The organism is Acinetobacter sp. ANC 4558 (assembly GCF_002135375.1).
Taxonomy (GTDB): Bacteria; Pseudomonadota; Gammaproteobacteria; order Pseudomonadales; family Moraxellaceae; genus Acinetobacter.
Map to the genome: position 1 here is coordinate 163,177 of NZ_NEGH01000002.1, position 19,391 is coordinate 182,567.

The window sequence follows — 19,391 nt, forward strand, 5'->3', positions numbered from 1 at the left end:
TTAAAAGTATATTTCAAATTAACATTCATACATCAATTATGAATCATCATCACGCACTGAAGATGGATGACGGTTTAAAGCCATTACTTCAATTTTCATATATGGATATAGCGGTAAACCCTGTAAAATATTATGCAATTCTTCATTGCTTTCAACATCAAAAATACTGATATTTGAATATTGTCCAGTAACACGCCAAATATGACGCCATTTACCTTGGTTTTGTAAATTCTGTGAATAAGCTTTCTCAATCGCTTTAATTTCATTAACACGCTCTACAGGCATATCTAATGGAATATTAACATCCATACGTACGTGAAAAAGCATCTGTATCTCCATTTATTTCTATCATAAATCAATTAACATCACTTAAGTGTTAATTGTCATTTCATTGACGTGCCTATCACTTCATTCTGACCATATTAATATTATGATTTTCATTCAGAAAAATAATATATGGCGAGAATTTTGCATGTTTATTTAAGCTGATTTTTTCTCAGCATCACAACAACATGATCTCTCAATCATTGATTAGATTTGGCAAAGCAACTCGACAATAGATTTATAGCTTATAAACAAAACTGTGCTATAAACTATTATAATCATACCTTAGTTGAATTATTTAGCTAAATATAGGGAATGTTTAGTATTTAAAAATACTAAAAAAGTATATATAGGAGAAAATTACATGGAATTAAGACACTTGAAATATTTTATTTCCGTTGTTGAAGAAAAAAGTATTACAAAAGCTGCCGAAAAACTATGTATCGCACAGCCACCACTGACTCGCCAAATAAAAAGTCTAGAAGAAGAGCTTGGTGTAAACCTATTTGAAAGAGGGACTCGACCAATAAAAACGACTGAAGTCGGTGAATACTTTTATCAATATGCTGTGCAAATTTTAACACTTTCAGCACATGCAACCACCATGGTAGATCGTTTTAAAAATACACAGTCAATTGTAAGAGTAGGCTATGTTGCTTCATTATTTTATTGGAAATTACCTGAGATTATTAACTTATTTAGATCAAAAATTAAAAAATATCATAACTTAAATATTGAATTGGTAGAATGTGGAACAAAAGATCAAGTTGAAGCATTAAAAACAGGAAAAATTGACATTGGATTTGGTCGACTTGCAATTAGTGATCCTTCAATTAAAAGAGTGGTACTCGAAAAAGAAAAACTCATGCTCACCATTCATAAAGATCATCCACTTAAAGAATACGAAAATACTGGAATATACTTATCTCAAGTGGTCAATGAGCTTATTTTTATCTATCCGAATCTACCAAAACCTAACTTTTCTACCTTCATTCAAAATGTTTTTTCAGAGTTAAACCTCATACCGCGTAATTTAATTGAAGTTCGTGAAATTCATATGGCGTTAGGTTTAGTGTCATCTGGTGAAGGTATTTGTATTATTCCTAAAAGTGCAAATGCAATTGGAATGAAAAATTTACGTTATATTCCAATTATTGACGCGGATGTTTATAGTCCCATTTCATTGTCATATCGAGCAATGGATACCAATGATTATATTGTACAAATGTTAGATTGCATTCAAAATCATTCATATTAAAATATTCATGTAAGAGCAAGGACTAAACTCTAAGCATACAGCTGTATGGTCTAATCCTTGATTTTAATGGGTATAAAATCACTTACTCTTTTCTTGCATTTTACGTACCATTGCATTGAAAAACTTGATTGCAAAGCCACTATCTCGAATTAACATCGCCGTTAAGTCGGCACATTTCTGCTGAATGCCTTCTGCTAAATGAACATCTTCACCGCCCATTGCATCTGCCTGACATTGAATTTCTGCTGCGCGTTGTACAGTCCAAAGTAAAAAGAAGGCTTTTTCAATACTACTTTCACCCACAGCAATACCATGATTACGGAGTACTAAAATATGTTTATTACCCAAGCTCTCTAACATACGGACTTTTTCATCTTGAAATAATGTAATTCCTTCAAAACTATGATAACCAACACGTCCGAAGAGTTGCGCTCCATAAAAATTGTCGTGTTTAAAACCTATTTTTTTCTGGGTAATGGCACTGATAGGCGTGGTGTGTGTATGAATTAGGCAACGAATATCATCTCTTGCACCATGTACTGCACTGTGCAAAGCAAAGCCTGCTGGATTTGCATCGTATTCAGAAGCTTCTATTTTATGTCCATCCAAATCTACTTTCAGTAAATTTTCTGGAGTCACTTCAGAATAATTTAAACCAAAAGGATTCACTAAATAATAATGTTCTGTACCAGGTAATCGAGCAGAAATATGATTAAAAATAGTTTCCGTCCAACCAAAATGATCAATCAAATGATAACACTGTGCTAACTTAACCCGAACTTCCCACTCTTCGGCTGTGATATTATTTTGATGGATTCCCATGCGTGATCTCCTTTTCAGCATTATTCATCTTTATGATTTTTTAAATTTAAATATTGTGTTAAATGACAGATAAGCTTCGTCATCGGCATTGTTTCACCATAGGTTGAAGCAAGCTCCATGACAGCGTTTGCAATATTCGGTAATTCTAAAACGTGCCCTTTTTGATAGTCATACCACATTGATGTATAGGTTTGCCCCATTTCAGTGCCCAATTTTAAAAAAGTTGCTGGATCAATACTAATTCTTGCCCCATAACTTGCTGCAACTTGTCGCACTTCTTGTAGCATTTGTTTTGAAATATCAACTAAATCTGGATGTGAATAAATATCTTCTAGGGTTGCGCCAGTAATGACGGATAAAGGATTAGAACTTAAATTTGCCATCACTTTTGTCCAAATTTGATCGCGAATATAATCCGTTTTTCTCACCTCAATCGTTGTATCTTCAAACAACTCCAACAAACACGTTACACGTTCAGACAGTTGATGATTGGGCTCTCCAAAAATTAACAAATAAGGGTTTTCAGAAATCACTCGTCCATAAGATTCAAGCTTTGCCGTAATAAATACCACCGAACCGATTAAATGCGTTAATGGGAAATGGCGAATTAACTCACCTTCAGGGTCTAAGGCATGAATTTTCTTAACTTCAGTCGATTGACCTTGATAAAAATACCAAAAAGGGATGCCATTCATTAATGGAATGACTAAAGAATTTTCATGTAGTAGCTGACCAAGTTCGGGGGTAAGATGTTTTAAAGCATCAAATTTCGTACAAATAAAAATATAATCTTGTGGCTCTAATTCATGTGAAAACTCAACCACTTGAAAAGGCTGAACATGATATTCTCCTGATAAATCTTTGAGATAAATTCCATCTTGAGCCAATACTTTAGCATTTTCACCACGTGCAATAAGACTCACATGCTGATGCCCTGCAAGAATTAAACGTGCCGCTAAGGTACAACCGATAGCACCTGCACCATATATAGCTATTTTTTGTGTGCGTAACATCATTTGCTCCCATAAGTGGCATTATTAAATGGCCATGACATCCTGATGTTTACTATTTGTTCCTAAATAGCTTTCAATAATGCGAGGATCTTCAACCAAATCAGCACCCTTTCCTTCCATCGAAAGTTCACCCATTTCTAAAACATAGGCATAATCTGCAAGCTTTAATGCAGCACGTGCATTCTGTTCTACCAATAAAATCGAAACGCCTTGCCCTCTTAATTGATCGATTACTTTAAAAATCTCTCTGGTAATTAAAGGTGCTAACCCCAAACTCGGTTCATCAAGCATCAATAATTTTGGTTTCGCCATTAATGCTCGTCCAACCGCTAACATTTGGCGCTCGCCTCCAGACAATGTCCCTGCTTGTTGTGCTCTACGTTCTTTTAATCTTGGAAAGATGCTATACACTTCTTCAAGTGTATCGTTTAAAGTACGATCACCATGTCGATAACGTTGAAACGCGCCTAGCATTAAATTATCTTCAATATTCATTGAGCTAAATAATTCTCGTTTTTCAGGAACCAAGCCCAAACCACGAATTACCATTTTTTCAATGGGTGGACATTGTTCAACCTGTCCGTCAAATTCAATATCACCCTTAGAACCTAATACGCCCATAATCGCAGATAAGAGCGTGGTCTTTCCTGCACCATTTGGTCCGACAACGGAGACTATTTGTCCTTCATTGACGCGCATATTGAAATTCATTAAAGCTTCAACTTTTCCGTAGGCAACACTTAAATTTTTAACTTCTAGCAGTGATTTCCCTTGCTCATTCGTATTGATTATTGTCATGCTACACCTCCAAGATAAGCTTCTAAAACAGCTTCATTTTTCTGAATTTCATCTGGCAAGCCTTCCGCAATTTTTTCACCGAATTCCATAACCACAATTCGATCTGCGAGATTCATGACGAAATCCATATCATGTTCAACTAAAAGTACCGCCATTCCTTCTGCTCTTAGCTTACTTAATAAATCAGCTAAGGCTTGCTTTTCTTTAAATCTCAATCCTGCTGCGGGTTCATCTAATAATAAAAGTGAAGGACTTGCACAAAGTGCCCGTGCGATTTCTAAAATTCGTTGTTGTCCTAATGCTAAACTACCAGCTTCGGTATAGAGATACTCCCCTAAACCCACACGCTCAAGTTGATTTTTTGCTTCATTTAATAACTGATTCTCTTCGTTCCGATCTAAATGTAGCATAGAAGAAACCACACCTTGATGGCCACGTAAGTGTGCACCAATGACAACATTTTCTAAAACGGTCATTTCTGGCAATATTTTAACGTGCTGGAAAGTACGGCTTAGACCTAATTTAGCAATTTCACGAGAGGGAATTCCATTTATTTTTTGCCCTTTAAAAATAACATCGCCACTTGTAGGTACATCTACACCAGAAATTTGGTTAAACATGGTACTTTTTCCAGCACCATTCGGCCCAATTAAAGCCAATACCTCTCCTGCATGAATATTTAAATTCATTTGATTATTAGCAACCAAACCACCAAACTTTTTCGTTACATCTTTAACTTCTAAAATTAAAGTTCCAGTTTTCGGCAATGATAATGCAGTTAAAGGTTGAGACTCTTCGGAAATATGAATATGTCGATCTGTCGGTTGTAAAAACTTAGGCATTAATTTGCAAATAAAAGGCCATAATCCAGATGGTGCTCTTTGCATTAATAAAATAATCACCAATCCAAATACAATGCTTTCATAATGACCTTCGCTACCAAAAATCAGAGGAAGAAAATCTTGCAACCACTGACGCATCATGGTGAAAATACCCGCACCTAGAATCGCGCCCCAGATACTTCCAACACCGCCAAGGAGTGCCATAAATAAGTAATCAATCCCCATTTGTAAACCAAATGGTGTCGGGTTAATAAAGGTTTGAGTATGTGCGTATAGCCAGCCTGAGATTGAAGCGAAAATAGAGGAAATTAAAAAAACAATCAGTTTTGTTCTAAAAGTATTCACTCCCATAGATTCAGCCATTACTTGCCCGCCTTTTAAAGCACGCATTGCACGACCTTCACGTGAATTGAGTAAATTTTTCGTTAAAATAATTGCAATAAATAAAATCAACCAAATTAAGTAAAACATTTTATTATTGGTATCAAGCAAATAGCCTGCAATAGAAATACTTGGAATATTTGAAATTCCTGAATGTCCACCTAAACCATCTAAAGTTGAAAAGAAGTAATATAGAGAAATGCCCCAAGCAATTGTGCCTAAGGGTAAATAATGCCCAGATAATTTTAAAGTCAAACTCCCCACAATCAATGCTGAGAAAACTGTAATAATCAAACCCAGTAAAAGCCCTAACCATGTGCTTCCACTTGCCCAAGCAAGATATGACGGAAGTTGTTCTGTAACACACAAATATGCTGTTGCATAAGCACCAATACCAACCAATGCAGCCTGACCAAAACTGGTCATCCCACCAACACCTGTGAGTAAAACCAAACCAAGTACAACTAGCGCATTTAAACCAATATAATTTAATAATGTGACTTGATAAGTGGGAAGAAATAGCGGACTCACAGCCATTAATATGATAAAAAATAAGAATAAATATTTAGATTTCATTCATCATCTTCCTCTATATGACGAGATGTCAAAGACTTCCAAAGTAAGAATGGAATAATTAATGTGAAGACAATTATTTCTTTATAATCACTTGCCCAAAACATTGAAAATGCTTCAATTACACCCACCGCAAGCGAACCAATTGCTGCAACTGGAAAACTGATTAATCCACCAATAATTGCACCAACAAATCCTTTTAAACTAATCACAAAACCCGAGTCATAATAAAGTGTTGTAATCGGTGCAATTAAAATACCTGACAATGCGCCAATGAATGCCGCCAACGCAAAAGTGATTTTTCCAGCAAATAATGGAGAAATACCCATTAGTTGTGCACCTACTCGATTGACTGCAGTTGCATGTAATGCTTTGCCATATAAGGTTTTTTCAAAGAAATACCAAAGAATAATGATCATGCCAACAAATGTTGCAAGAATCACTAAAGTCTGGCTACTCACACTTAAGCTACCAAACTCAAATGTTGCAGTACTAAATGGAATCGTTTGAGCGCCATTTGGCCCAAACATCAGTAGACCAATGCCCACCAATACGACATGCACAGCAATAGAAACAATCAGGAGCACTAATGGTTTTGCAGCAACAAGAGGTTGAAAGAAAGCACGGTAAATTTGAGGACCAAGAGGCGTAATTACCGCGAGAGTAAATAATACTTGTAATAGCATTGGCATCGTTTCAAGTGGTAATTTATACATACCAACAATTAAAGCAAACACATATATGCCACTAAAAACACATAATTTTTTATTAAAATATGTTTTATGTTTTAAAAATGCGTAAATATCTAATACGGTATTTATCAAATATAATGAGAGCACAAGCCAAACAATTAAACTTGGAACACCTGCTTGAATAGATGCCAAAGTTAAAGCACCAAACACAGTAAACTCACCGAGTGGAATGAGTAAAATTCGTGTAACTGTAAATACCAACAAAATACAGAGTGCTAATAAGGCATAAATTGCACCACTTGTAATTCCATCTTGCCCGAGTATTAATGCAATATTTAAATCCATATAGCCATCCTTACTATTTCCAAAGACACAACTACCCTAAAGCGATGATTGCTCACCGCTTATTTTAGAAATAGTAAATTTTTAAATCTTCAGAGAATGTTTACTTTAGAATTTTCCACTGACCATTTTTCACAATGATCATTTCGCGACCGCGCTTGTCAAAACCACTATGATCTGTACGATTCATATTATAAACACCCTGTGTACCTGGAAGCTCTTTGGTATTCTCTAGTGCATCACGTAGCGCTATACGAAACTCAGGCGTTCCTGGCTTGGCTTTGGTTAATGCCACAGGAACTGCTTTTTGTAATAAAAGTCCTGCATCATAAACATTTGCCCCAAATGTTGCAGGAACTTCATTATATTTTGCCTTATAGTCATTGAGATATTTCTGTGCGATCGGCTTTGATGGATGACTATTTGGAACCTCATCAATCACCAACATCAAACTTGCAGCTAGAATTGTATTTTCAACTTTCTTCCCGCCTAATGTTAAGAATTGATTTAATGCAGCACCATGTGTTTGATAAATTTGACCTTTATAACCGCGATCAAATAATGCAACTTGAGGTGTTACAGCCGAACTACCTGGGGCAGCAATTAAGACTGCATCTGGCTTCTTACTTATCACTTTCAAGGCCTGACCTGTAAGTGAGGTATCTTGGCGTTGAAAAGACTCTTTTGCGACAATTGAAATTCCATTTTTTTGTGCAAGAGCAGAAATAACTTTTTGCCAGTTTTCACCATATGGATCAGCCGTTCCAATAAAACCTAAAGTTTTAACTTTACGCTTGACCATATCATTCACTAAAGCTTCTGCAATGACTTCATCGTTTTGAGTGGTTTTAAATACCCATTTACGTTGATCATTCATTGGCATCACAATCGCGGAGGTTCCAACTGGAGCCAACAATGGAACTTGAGCATTTGCAATCGTTCCAATCACTGCCATCGCATTGGGTGAGCCTGAAGGACCAATAATGGCATCAACTTTATTTTCTTTAATTAACTTTTCAACTGCTTTCACAGATGCCGTTGGATCACTAGCATCATCAAGTGAAATATAACGTACAGTTTCATTGCCAATTTTTTGCGGTAATAATGCAATGGTGTTTTTTTGAGGAATTCCCACCATCGCGACAGGACCCGATGATGAGGTTACAACACCAATCTTGATTTCTGCATTTGCTGCACCTGTTGCGATTGCTAAGGTTGTCGCTAATATTATTTTATTGAATTTCATCTTTATCTCCAAATTCACAATCCATATGAATGGGTCGTATTAAAACTTATAGGTATAACTTGTAATAATGCGGTTTTCGATAAAATCTGTACCTGATGTATTTGCAACACCATATTTAGTCGTAGTACGAATATGTCTCCACTCAAAACCCAAGCCTTTAAATAAACCTTCTGGCACTAAATAGTTAAAAATGAAGTTCGTTTCAGTTTCTGTATTGTCATTGAAGTTTGGACGCGAAATTTTAGAACCATGTAAGTAACGCGCAGTTGCACGAAGTCCAGGTAAGCCTACATCTCTAAAATCATAAGAATATAAAGCATGCCATGTTAATTCATTCGGTTTAATAAAACCAAGCGTTGACCATGTTTGTAAAAATGGTTGTGGTGCATACCCTGCAAATGTCGGGAATGTACTATCTCCACTATTTTTTTGCACCCCAGTGGTTAATGTGTGTGGACCATTAAGAAAGGTCACTTGCCCACCTAAGCTATCACTATCAATTTTGCCGTAATACGCATCACCTGATTCAGAGTTATTAAAATAACGCACATCAAATTTCAGCTTAGTGGCACCAATATTTGCTGTATATGCTAAGTTTAAATAGTGCTGTTGATAAATATCTTCTAATTGGCCATACCAATAAGAACCACTCAAATCAGGCTTAAAATTGTAGTCAAATCCAATATAATTTAAGCCATTACTCTCGTAACGTGGAACATTTGGTCCAACAAATAAACTTAACTTCTCATAGCTATCATCGTTACGCGCATTAATTCGCATGATACGACCCGCAGAAACTTTTAAATCTTTCACTGCTTTTGTTTCAAATGCGATCCCTTCATATGTCGTGACTAACTGGCGAGAATCATCAATAAATGCAACTGGAGTTCGTGGTAATAACTCACCCAAACGTAATTCAGATTCTTTATATTTTAATTTTAATGTCGCACCAACTTTTGTATAATCACGATCTTGTTTACCTTTCGCCGTATTAAATGGCAATACGGTATCGGGACGTTCATCATTATGGTTAGATAACCTTAATGCGTATTGCACGCCTGCATCTAATCCAACTTGAATAGGCGTATCGGTATAGCCTGATTTAAAACGCACCGTCACTCCCTGTGACCAACTTCCAATATTTGGATTTGGTGAGTCTTGAAAATCACGCTCCATATAGAAATTTCGTAAATACAGACTCGTATCACTATTATCCATAAAGCCCGCAGTTGCAAAATTCGTCCCGCATAAACTGACAAAAAAACATATTGAATATTTTTTAATCGAATTACTTTTCATCATTATTCCCATAGAATGTCCGTCTTCTAAAAATTTATTTTCTATCTATATGAGCACCTAAACCTTGGCGCTTAATCTAAACCTAGATAGTGTCCCTTGTGATTGAATACCTTAATCACATGTCTTGAAATGGGCTTTATCTTAATATTTCAAAATTCCATTTATTTTTCACCTTCATTTTAAGTATATTTATATACTTTTTAAAAAATAAATAAATATCACGTAAAAGGTCGATAATTATTAACCAATAAAAAAATGTAATGCAATAAATTATTAATGTTTTTTATCATAGTGAGAATAATAGATATTATTTATAATGTATTATTTAATAAATTAATTAAACTTTTATAAAAATCTTGACTATAATTGAACTAAAGAACATACAAATATATTGCATATTTAAGGTGAAAATAAGTCGGGATTAAAGGAATAAAATATACTTATCATGCTAATTTCATACTTTATGCGGATTATATTTAAATATAAAAATATTATTTTAACTCATTCAAATTAGTTAAGATAAAACATCTTTTTTAAATAAAACGATTGATTATGAAATGCAATTAAATATTTAATTTTCTCACTATTTGATAATTTATATAACAAAAATTAAAAAATTTTTGAGTAAAATTTGCATTTTTTACAACATTAACTAAGTGACTAAAAACTTAAATTTTCTATTAAATGATGCTTATTTTACGTATTATTAAATTCAATTAAAGCTAATAAGTATATTTTTTCTCTTTTTCTTCAACATCTGGATTTAGGAACAAAAACATTCACTTTGAAACCTTGATTCAAAAATATGCTGCCCAACTTGCGCCAATCAATCCTGTTCCAACAATTGCAATTGTATTGATTGCTCCCTTTATTTAAATGTCATCCTATCAATAGGATATAAATAAGTTTTATATCCTCCTAAATTTAAAACCAAGTATTGCTCATCAGCGATGACTGATAAAAGTATGCGGAGAATAAAATAGAATTTACTCTCCCAAGTGATCACTGCCAATTTTTTATAACTCGGTCTATTGTGCTGTATAGCCACCATCGATAACCACAGCTTGACCTGTTACCCCACCCGCCTTTTCACTTGCTAAGAAAATAGCGTAATCGGAAATTTCTTCTACGCTGAGTAAACGTTTTTGAGGAACCATAGCTAAGATTACATCTTCTAAAGCACTTTTTTCACTCACATTTCTTGTTTTTGCTAGATCCGTAATCTGTCCACGAACTAAGGGAGTATCTACATATCCAGGACATAAAGCATTCACGGTGATGCCATCTAAAGCACATTCAAGTGCTGCTACTTTAGTTAAACCAATCACCCCATGTTTTGCACTGTTATACCCCGCTTTACCTGCAAAACCAATTAAACCATTAATAGAAGCAATATTAATAATACGTCCAAACTTTTGTGCTTTCATGATTGGTAAGACATGCTTTATACCCACAAAAGCCCCAACCAACATGACATCTAATAATTTTTTATAAATTTCTGTTGGAAAATCTTCAATTTTGGCAACATGTTGAAATCCAGCATTATTAATTAAAATATCTAAACGCCCATAGGTTTGTTGTGCAAGCTCAATTGCTGTTTTAAATGCCTGTTCATTGGTGACATCGCACGGAGCTGCCAATGCCTCAAATCCCTCCTTTTGAAGCAAACTTACCGTTTCAATGCATCGTTCACCATTCACATCTGAAATGATGACTTTTGCACCTTCTTGTGCAAATTTTTTTGCCATTTCCAGTCCAATTCCACTGGCAGAGCCTGTAATAAATGCAACTTTATTTTTCAGCATTAAACTCATTTTCTACTCCAAGTTTTATTAAAAATACGGTAATTAAACAATGCCAAACCAAGTAAAAACAACAATTGCAACAAATACAGCTACTGTTTTAATAATGGTAATCGCAAAAATATCTTTATAAGATTGCTTATGTGTTAATCCTGCAACTGCAAGTAAAGTGATCACTGCACCATTATGCGGTAATGTATCCATTCCTCCTGATGCCATAGCAACAATACGATGCATCACTTCTGCAGGAATACCCATTGCTGTAATTGCCGTATTGTATTGATCCGCCATCGTACTTAAAGCAATACTCATTCCACCTGAAGCTGATCCAGTTACACCAGCCAAAACAGTGGTTGTCACCGCACCATTCACTAAAGGATCCGTAAATGTATTGCCAAGTGCATGACTAATTATCGTAAATCCTGGCAATGCAGCAATAATGGCACCAAATCCATATTCAGAAGCCGTATTCATCACTGCAAGTAATGATCCACTAATACTTGCATTAATACCTTCTTTAAACTTCAAACTAACACGTTGAAAATCATATAAAATTGAAGAAAAAATCCCCACAATCAAAGCCAGACCTACAGCCCAAATGGCTGAAACTTTTGAAACATCAAGCGTATAATTGGATAAACCAAGCGCACTAAAGTCAAATCCGTTTGGATACCAGTCTTGAATATTTATAGAAAAGAATTTATTCATCACAGCGACAAGAATTAACGGTACAAAAGCTAAAATCTGACGTATGACTGAATGATTAGATTTTGATGTTTCACTTGCTTCAAGTTGCTGTAATTCTGCTGAACTAAGTTCTACACCTGATGCAAACCCATTCCCATTTTTTGCTGCAATACGACGACGCCATTCCAAATAGCTTAACCCAACAACTAAAACAAAAATGGCGCCTATCGTGCCTAAAAATGGAGCTGCATAAATATTTGTGCCAAAAAAAGTGGTCGGGATAACATTTTGTATTTGTGGTGTTCCTGGTAATGCATCCATTGTGAAGGAAAATGCACCCAATGCAATCGTTCCAGGAATTAATCTCTTTGGAATATTTGCTTGCTTAAAAAGTTGATTTGCAAATGGAAATACTGCAAAAACAACAACAAACAAACTCACACCACTATACGTTAAAATACCACACAAAAGCACAACGGTTAACATTGCATTTTTAGAGCCAATCAGCTTCACTAGAGTTTTTGCAATTGACTCAGCAATTCCCGCCATTTCAACCACTTTACCAAAAATTGCCCCCAATAAAAAAACCAAAAAATAATCTTTGATAAAGGCAACCATTTTAGGCATAAAAACACCTGAATAAAATGGTAATACATTGACTGGATCAATTAAAAGTACAGCCAATAAGGCGCAGACTGGTGCCATTAAAATAACGGAAAAGCCTCTATAGGCTGTATACATCAGTAATCCCAAAGAAAATAAGATTACACCTAATTCCCACATATTTTTGACTCCATTCTTTTTCCGATATATTTTGTTCTAATCGGTATTCATCTTTTTTTTGCATTTTTAAAATATTGAATACAAAAATGCTCTATCTTAAATCGTTCATTTTTGATTAATTTAATCACATCACATTGGTTTAAATCACGTTAAGGTCAGCGGGATTGTTCACATGCTTTTTCGCGCACAGTGGCTATTTTTCCTTATTAAGAGCATCATTTAAGTCGATAACACTCAGTCATGCCCTCTCGGAATTTTCACTTAAAAACCTACAGGCATAATGATGAAATAAGACAAATCATTAATTTAATGATTGAACTATAAAGCATGTAATCTTATTCATTATTTGAAAATATTCATTGCTCAATAATTAAAATCAATTAATCCAATTAATGTGTGATCACAGATATCGGCTTAACTGAGAATTTACTTCATTATTTTCTCATCAATATTATTTGATATTTGACATATTATTGATGTATGGAACTTATTGATCTATACCAACTTCAATTATTTTTAATAGCATAATCTTCTAAATAATCAATAGAAGATCAATTGTGACTTTATTGAAATGATTAACGACATAAAAGCTCAATTTATGATTGGGTTTAATCATTAAAATTGACAAAAGCACATTGAGTAAAAATGGTTTATAAAAGAGATCAGATCATTTTTTATTGCTTAACTTTTTCCTATAAACACATAAAATAAAAGCCAGTTTAAAACTGGCTTTTATTTTATTAAATTTTGCTAATATCCATTAATCAATTGCAGGGGTATACGTTCCATCTTTAATTGATCCTTTAATTCGATCCGCTTCAACCAATACAAGTGTCAGTAAATTTTTTACATTCTCAAGGGTTGCAACTGGGCTTAAAGTGGTCATTTTCAGAGATTGAACTTGTCCCACTTTCGTTACACCAATATTCGCCTCACCACGTGCAAATAATTCATCTGCAACATTTTGGTTTAACGTATCCAACAATTCTGTCGGATAATCTTTTGGCACAACTCGAAATAATACGGAAGCAAACTGCGGATCAATCAGTAATTCTAAACCTTCCGTTGCTTGAATATAATCTGCAACATCACGAGTCAGTTTTACACCATGATCAATCATTGAACCATACAGTTCTTCACCTAATGCCTCTACGGTCATCCATAATTTTAACGCATCAAAACGACGTGTTGTTTGTAATGACTTAGACACTAAGTTTGGAACACCATGCTCTTCATCATATGCAGAATTTAAGTACTCTGCTTCATAATGCATAAAACGATAATTCGCTTCATCTTTGAGTAAAAATGCACCGCATGAAATCGTTTGGAAATAATGTTTATGGAAATCTAGGGTTACTGAATCTGACAGCTCAATGCCATCAAGCATAGAACGATAATCATTTGAAAGAATTAATGCTCCACCCCATGCCGCATCAATATGCATCCATGCGTCATATTTATGAGTGATTTCACGGATTTCTTTCAGTGGATCAATCGCACCTGCATCAGTTGTACCAGCCGTTGCAACAACGCACGCTACAATTTTACCATCTGCTTGAAGATGTGCCATTGTTTTTTCAAGTGCATCAACATCCATTTGCGCATTGTCGTTCACTGGAACAGTCACTACAGATTGGAAGCCCATGCCCATCATTGCCATGTTCTTTTGCACAGAGAAATGTGCATTTTCAGAACAGATCACTTTGACATTACGCATCGCTTCAGCAGGAATACCATCACGTTGCACAGACCACGGATGACCGTTTTCATTTTGCCAATGTTTAGCAATACATGCATCACGTGCAAGCAATACACCCATTAAATTGGACTGTGTGCCACCTGAAGTAAATACACCTGCTTGACCTGAACCATAACCTATTTTTTGGCGTAGCCAATCAATAAGTTGAACTTCCATTAATGAACCTGCAGGGCTTTGATCCCAAGAATCCATCGATTGATTCGTTGCATTAATCAAAACTTCTGCAATTTGACTGGTCACCATTGTTGGACAATGCAAATGTGCAAGAGAATGTGGATGATGTACTTTTAAACTTTTATTTAAAAAAAGTTCAACCATACGATCTAATGATTTTTGTACACCAATCCCATCTTTTGATGGGTTAAAAGCAATTGCATTACGAAGCTCTTTAATGCTACCGCCAGTATACATTTTGTCATTTTGCAACCATGCAGAAACGGCTTTCACCGCTTCACCCATTGCTAACTGATAGTCAGCAATGGATTGTGCATCATTGCAGAATAACGCTTTACGATGTTCTGCAAAATCAACCATGATTACGCGCCTCGAACTGCAACAAGAGCTTCAGCTAAAGCCTTTTTAAAACGAGTAATCACTTCGATGCACTCGTCTTGTGTGATGATGAGCGGGCAAAGTAAACGAATAACGGTACCATTACGACCACCTTTTTCTAACAATAACTTGTTATCAAAGCATGCCGCTTGAATTGCTGCTGCCAATTGAGAATCTGCAGGATATGCACCTAAATGATCCTTCTCTTGACGTTCATCAACAATTTCAACACCAATCATTAACCCACGACCACGAACATTACCGATACATGGGAACTCAGTTGCTAATTTTTTAAATTCAGCTTGTAAAAAATCACCACGTTCTTGTGCATTTTGAGCAAGATTTTGTTCTTTGATTGTATTCAAAGTCGCAAGACCTGTACCCATTGCCAGTTGGTTACCACGGAAAGTACCGGTATGACCAGCAGGTTGCCAAGCATCAAACTTACGTTTAATTCCAAGAACCGCAAGTGGTAAACTTCCACCAACAGCCTTAGACATAACAATAACATCAGGCTCAATCCCTGCATGTTCAAATGCAAACATTTTTCCTGAGCGAGCAAATCCAGCTTGAACTTCATCGAGAATTAAAACAATATTATTCTTTTCAGTTACTTCACGGATTTTCTTCAACCATTTGGTTGGTGCCGTCACAACACCACCTTCACCTTGAATTGCTTCAAGAATAACGGCAGCTGGCTTTGTTACACCACTTTCAACATCTTCAATAAAGTTTTCAAAGAAGTAAGTTAAAGCATCAACACCAGCATCTCCGCCTAAACCAAGCGGGCAGCGATATTCATGTGGATATGGCATAAATTGAACGCCTGGCATTAAGCCATTTACAGCGTTTTTAGCAGACAAGTTACCTGTCATTGCTAATGAACCATGTGTCATACCATGATAGCCACCTGAGAAGCTAATCACAGAACTACGGCCTGTATAAGTTTTTGCAAGTTTAATTGCAGCCTCTGTTGCATCAGCTCCAGAAGGACCACAGAACTGTAAGCAATACTCTTCACTTCCACCTGGAAGATGAGAAAGCAATGCTTCAGTGAATGCATCTTTTAAAGGCGTTGTTAAATCCAATGTATGTAAAGGAAGACCACTTGCAATAGTGTCTTGAATACTTTGGATCACCGCAGGATGGTTATGGCCTAATGCCAATGTTCCTGCCCCAGCTAAACAATCGAGGTACGTTGTACCTTCAACATCGGTAACCCAACAACCAAGTGCCTTTGCTATCGCTAACGGTAATTTACGTGGATAACTACGAACATTCGATTCCATCTGACTTTGGCGAGTCAAGTAGTATTCGTTTGAGGAATTGGTGGCAGGATTTACAGAAGTAACGCTCATATCGAATTACCATCTCTGATATGGGTTGAAAGAAATAAGTCGGGTGACTTGCGGTCCTTTGACTCGGTGCTTTATAAAAGAATCTAGTTAGATCGTCTTGATGTATTCAATAACTAGGAACGCGATGATACCTAATTTTAATTAAAAATAAATAGTTTTAATCATTAAAATGTTTAATTTCGATTGAAAATATACATCAAGTTAATCCTAAGATTGGATTATCATATTAAGATATGACAAGAATAAGAAAAAAGGATTTTTGAGGATTTTTTTACTCTTGTCGCTTTATCATTTTTAACCTTATAAATGCATGCTTTTCTAAATTATTTGGATTCAAATTTACATTCATGCCACAATTTCTGCTTAAATGTATCACAAAAGAAATTTATGCTATTTATATCGTTCATTATATGCAAAATCTAGGGCTCTGCACTATGCGTTATTTTTCAGCTTTACCCATTTTACTTACGGCAGTAATCAGTTCAACTTCTTTTGCTCATGATGCAGACAATTTGAATTATAATATTGTCAATATTCAAGCCGAAGCAACGCGTAATATTTCAAATGATGAAATGAATGCAGTTATGTATATTGAGCAATCAAATCGACAGCCCAATGTACTTGCGAATCAAATCAATCAATTAATGAATAAAGCATTAACATCTGCAAAAAAATACCCAAATGTAAAAGTCAGTACTGGCTCTCAAAACTCGTATCCTATTTATGACAACGACAATCGCAAACTTAAAGAATGGCGTAGTCGTGCAGAAATACGTCTTGTAAGTACCGATTTTCAAGCGACAAGTCAGCTCATTAGTGAATTACAGCAAGATTTCCAAACACAATCCATTAATTTTACTGTTTCAGACAATCAACGTAAAAAAATTGAAAGTGAACTCTTAATTGAAGCTTCTAAAAATTTCCAACAACGCGCACAATCTCTCAGTCAAGCATGGAATAAAACTGGTTATAATTTAGTGAGTCTTAATTTAAATACCAATAATCAATATCCAGCACCAATTATGATGCGTGCAGCCAGCGCTAAATTTTCATCAGACTCAATTGCACAAGAAGTTGCTGGAGGTGAATCTACAGTAACCGTCAATGCCAATGGTACAATTCAGTTTAAATAAATTTTAATTTATTTTTACTAAAATAAGATTCTGTTGCTATCAGATTTATATGAAAATTTGATTTCAATTTAAAAAAAGACAACAAATATGTTGTCTTTTTTAAGTTTCAGCTAAGTATACTCAGCTAATTTATTGTTCTCACACCATTTTATTCTTTCTATGACACTGTCTGATATTAACCAAAATTTTTTCTTAGCAATTAACTCGACCAATGAGCAATTTCCTTTCCTTACTCAATTTGGAATCTTTATCGCAAAAGATCTTTTATATATTTTTGTCCTTATTTTTGCCTTATTTTGGTTATGGGGAAATGACATTATTAAGAAATATATTGTTAAAGCTTTTATTTTTACGTTAATTGGTGGTTGTATTAGTCAACTGATTTCAGTTTTATTCTATTTCCCTCGTCCGTTTGTACTGAATCTTGGACATGATTTGATTGAACATGCAGCAAATGGTGCTTTTCCAAGTAATCACATGTTTATTTTTAGCAGTATCGCTTTTTCCTATCTTTTATCTCCTTTCAAAAAGCTCGGAATATTACTTTTTGTGATTGCTTGGCTAGTGGGCTGGTCAAGAGTATTTGTTGGTGTCCATTTTCCTGTTGATATTTTAGGTGGATTTATTTTAGCGTTCTTTGTTAACTATTTTGGTTTAGGATTATGGAATCAATACCATCATGTGCTTGTGAATTTAATTATGAAAATTTACCATACTTTATTTAAACCTCTACTTCAAAGAGGAATTGTAAGATAAACATTCTCTGGTTATCAGCCCCAAAATTGATTTTATAGAATTAGATTGAGTTCGATTTTTTTGAGCTCAATTTTCAAATGATATATTAATCAATTAAATACTTTCCGTTGCGCTACACCAAACAACTTAGAATTTACTTTCTAACACATAAAATTCTATTTTTAATTTTCAACCTATTGATATAACAAATATTAACTGCAATAAATTACAAACAATAAGTTTTAGGATTTTAATGCAAATTATATATATTCAATATGTGAAATTTTATCGGGTGTCATGAGTGCCTGATTAATATATAAATTAATTAATCTTTCACGTGATCCAATTGACTTTTGATAGTGCGTAGAGTTTAACAATAAGGCTGCACCATAAGTCACTGTCCAAATATAAGATAAATAATCTCGAATTGACATAGCACTCCTAGCTGCTACTAAATATTCATGCGTGATTACTTTAATTTCAATTATTCTTTGTTCTCTAATATGGTATAAATTTTCAAATAAGTCTTTGAGTTTTCGTTCATTATTCGTCAAACGTTCTTCAATCACATGTAATAAAATTGTACGATTTGAATTTAACATATTATAAAGCATATATTGATGTACATAAGTTTTCATATCATTTTTATATTTTTTAGAAATTTCTAATAAGCGCATTTCATTTAAGATAATTAATTCTAAATATAACTGATTTTTACTATTAAAATGCTTATATATTGTTCCTTTTGCAATACCTAACTCACTCGCCAATTCACCTAATGTAATATCTTGCTGATTATCCAATAATAGAATTTCGGCCATCGCTAAAATTTTCTCCTTTCGTAAAAGAAAATTTTGTTGGCGTATTGAATTCATGATTTATCATTCCATAAAAATCGGGAAAAAATAATAAGGATCGCAGAACAATCCACTTGTTCAAAAATAACAGGGCTAAATATATACCTAAACAATATCAGCACAATCAGGTAATAC

16 protein-coding genes are annotated in these 19,391 nt (G+C 34.7%); 3 read left to right on the top strand and 13 right to left on the bottom strand.

Annotated elements, in window-relative coordinates:
- Positions 1 to 36: 36 nt before the first annotated feature.
- Positions 37 to 327, bottom strand: a complete 291-nt coding sequence (catC, locus tag B9T31_RS03180) for a muconolactone Delta-isomerase (protein ID WP_086180524.1) — start codon at positions 325 to 327, stop codon at positions 37 to 39.
- Between the two features lie 361 nt (positions 328 to 688).
- On the opposite strand from catC, the gene B9T31_RS03185 reads away from it, so the two are divergent.
- Positions 689 to 1,582: a LysR family transcriptional regulator gene (locus B9T31_RS03185; RefSeq protein ID WP_086180525.1), complete on the top strand. Its 894-nt coding sequence runs from the start codon at positions 689 to 691 to the stop codon at positions 1,580 to 1,582.
- A 78-nt stretch (positions 1,583 to 1,660) separates the two neighbouring features.
- On the opposite strand, the gene B9T31_RS03190 is transcribed toward B9T31_RS03185, so the two are convergent.
- The 11 genes from B9T31_RS03190 to B9T31_RS03245 form a co-directional block, all read right to left on the bottom strand.
- Positions 1,661 to 2,404 carry a class II aldolase/adducin family protein gene (locus tag B9T31_RS03190; RefSeq protein WP_086180526.1) on the bottom strand — a complete coding sequence of 248 codons (744 nt, stop codon included), beginning with the start codon at positions 2,402 to 2,404 and terminating at the stop codon, positions 1,661 to 1,663.
- Between the two features lie 20 nt (positions 2,405 to 2,424).
- Positions 2,425 to 3,417, bottom strand: coding sequence for a ketopantoate reductase family protein (locus B9T31_RS03195; RefSeq protein WP_086180527.1), 993 nt, complete (start codon positions 3,415 to 3,417; stop codon positions 2,425 to 2,427).
- A 24-nt stretch (positions 3,418 to 3,441) separates the two neighbouring features.
- The gene (locus tag B9T31_RS03200; RefSeq protein WP_086180528.1) at positions 3,442 to 4,215 is read right to left on the bottom strand and encodes an ABC transporter ATP-binding protein; all 774 of its coding nucleotides are present in this window, start codon (positions 4,213 to 4,215) and stop codon (positions 3,442 to 3,444) included.
- Positions 4,212 to 6,014, bottom strand: a complete 1,803-nt coding sequence (locus B9T31_RS03205) for an ABC transporter permease subunit (protein ID WP_086180529.1) — start codon at positions 6,012 to 6,014, stop codon at positions 4,212 to 4,214. Before B9T31_RS03205 ends, B9T31_RS03200 begins: the two co-directional genes overlap by 4 nt.
- Positions 6,011 to 7,048 carry a branched-chain amino acid ABC transporter permease gene (locus B9T31_RS03210; RefSeq protein ID WP_086180530.1) on the bottom strand — a complete coding sequence of 346 codons (1,038 nt, stop codon included), beginning with the start codon at positions 7,046 to 7,048 and terminating at the stop codon, positions 6,011 to 6,013. The genes B9T31_RS03205 and B9T31_RS03210 overlap by 4 nt, the downstream gene beginning before the upstream one ends.
- A 100-nt stretch (positions 7,049 to 7,148) precedes the next feature.
- A complete protein-coding gene (locus B9T31_RS03215; protein WP_086180531.1) occupies positions 7,149 to 8,291 on the bottom strand; it encodes an ABC transporter substrate-binding protein in 1,143 nt (380 codons plus the stop codon).
- 39 nt (positions 8,292 to 8,330) lie between these two features.
- Complete coding sequence (locus tag B9T31_RS03220; protein ID WP_086180532.1) at positions 8,331 to 9,593, bottom strand: OprD family outer membrane porin; 1,263 nt, start codon at positions 9,591 to 9,593, stop codon at positions 8,331 to 8,333.
- Positions 9,594 to 10,618: 1,025 nt separating this feature from the next.
- A complete protein-coding gene (locus tag B9T31_RS03230; RefSeq protein ID WP_086180534.1) occupies positions 10,619 to 11,404 on the bottom strand; it encodes a 3-hydroxybutyrate dehydrogenase in 786 nt (261 codons plus the stop codon).
- Positions 11,405 to 11,437: 33 nt separating this feature from the next.
- Positions 11,438 to 12,862, bottom strand: a complete 1,425-nt coding sequence (locus B9T31_RS03235) for a GntP family permease (RefSeq protein WP_086180535.1) — start codon at positions 12,860 to 12,862, stop codon at positions 11,438 to 11,440.
- 760 nt (positions 12,863 to 13,622) lie between these two features.
- Entirely contained in the window at positions 13,623 to 15,155 is a 1,533-nt protein-coding gene (locus B9T31_RS03240; protein ID WP_086180536.1) for a pyridoxal phosphate-dependent decarboxylase family protein, read from the bottom strand.
- 2 nt (positions 15,156 to 15,157) lie between these two features.
- Positions 15,158 to 16,531 carry a diaminobutyrate--2-oxoglutarate transaminase gene (locus B9T31_RS03245; RefSeq protein ID WP_086180537.1) on the bottom strand — a complete coding sequence of 458 codons (1,374 nt, stop codon included), beginning with the start codon at positions 16,529 to 16,531 and terminating at the stop codon, positions 15,158 to 15,160.
- Positions 16,532 to 16,965: 434 nt separating this feature from the next.
- Between B9T31_RS03245 and B9T31_RS03250 the strand changes: the two genes are divergently transcribed.
- Together B9T31_RS03250 and B9T31_RS03255 are read left to right on the top strand one after the other, a co-directional pair.
- Complete coding sequence (locus B9T31_RS03250) at positions 16,966 to 17,664, top strand: SIMPL domain-containing protein (protein ID WP_086180781.1); 699 nt, start codon at positions 16,966 to 16,968, stop codon at positions 17,662 to 17,664.
- A 159-nt stretch (positions 17,665 to 17,823) separates the two neighbouring features.
- Entirely contained in the window at positions 17,824 to 18,420 is a 597-nt protein-coding gene (locus tag B9T31_RS03255) for an undecaprenyl-diphosphatase (protein WP_086180538.1), read from the top strand.
- 239 nt (positions 18,421 to 18,659) lie between these two features.
- On the opposite strand, the gene B9T31_RS03260 is transcribed toward B9T31_RS03255, so the two are convergent.
- Positions 18,660 to 19,274 (bottom strand): TetR/AcrR family transcriptional regulator, encoded by a 615-nt coding sequence (locus B9T31_RS03260; protein WP_086180539.1) that lies wholly within the window; start codon positions 19,272 to 19,274, stop codon positions 18,660 to 18,662.
- Between the last annotated feature and the right edge of the window lie 117 nt (positions 19,275 to 19,391).

Coding starts and splice junctions, on each gene's coding strand:
- catC (WP_086180524.1), bottom strand. CDS start 327: ATGCTTTTTCACGTACGTATGGATGTTAATATTCCATTAGATATGCCT.
- B9T31_RS03185 (WP_086180525.1), top strand. CDS start 689: ATGGAATTAAGACACTTGAAATATTTTATTTCCGTTGTTGAAGAAAAA.
- B9T31_RS03190 (WP_086180526.1), bottom strand. CDS start 2,404: ATGGGAATCCATCAAAATAATATCACAGCCGAAGAGTGGGAAGTTCGG.
- B9T31_RS03195 (WP_086180527.1), bottom strand. CDS start 3,417: ATGTTACGCACACAAAAAATAGCTATATATGGTGCAGGTGCTATCGGT.
- B9T31_RS03200 (WP_086180528.1), bottom strand. CDS start 4,215: ATGACAATAATCAATACGAATGAGCAAGGGAAATCACTGCTAGAAGTT.
- B9T31_RS03205 (WP_086180529.1), bottom strand. CDS start 6,014: ATGAAATCTAAATATTTATTCTTATTTTTTATCATATTAATGGCTGTG.
- B9T31_RS03210 (WP_086180530.1), bottom strand. CDS start 7,048: ATGGATTTAAATATTGCATTAATACTCGGGCAAGATGGAATTACAAGT.
- B9T31_RS03215 (WP_086180531.1), bottom strand. CDS start 8,291: ATGAAATTCAATAAAATAATATTAGCGACAACCTTAGCAATCGCAACA.
- B9T31_RS03220 (WP_086180532.1), bottom strand. CDS start 9,593: ATGATGAAAAGTAATTCGATTAAAAAATATTCAATATGTTTTTTTGTC.
- B9T31_RS03230 (WP_086180534.1), bottom strand. CDS start 11,404: ATGAGTTTAATGCTGAAAAATAAAGTTGCATTTATTACAGGCTCTGCC.
- B9T31_RS03235 (WP_086180535.1), bottom strand. CDS start 12,862: ATGTGGGAATTAGGTGTAATCTTATTTTCTTTGGGATTACTGATGTAT.
- B9T31_RS03240 (WP_086180536.1), bottom strand. CDS start 15,155: ATGGTTGATTTTGCAGAACATCGTAAAGCGTTATTCTGCAATGATGCA.
- B9T31_RS03245 (WP_086180537.1), bottom strand. CDS start 16,531: ATGAGCGTTACTTCTGTAAATCCTGCCACCAATTCCTCAAACGAATAC.
- B9T31_RS03250 (WP_086180781.1), top strand. CDS start 16,966: ATGCGTTATTTTTCAGCTTTACCCATTTTACTTACGGCAGTAATCAGT.
- B9T31_RS03255 (WP_086180538.1), top strand. CDS start 17,824: ATGACACTGTCTGATATTAACCAAAATTTTTTCTTAGCAATTAACTCG.
- B9T31_RS03260 (WP_086180539.1), bottom strand. CDS start 19,274: ATGAATTCAATACGCCAACAAAATTTTCTTTTACGAAAGGAGAAAATT.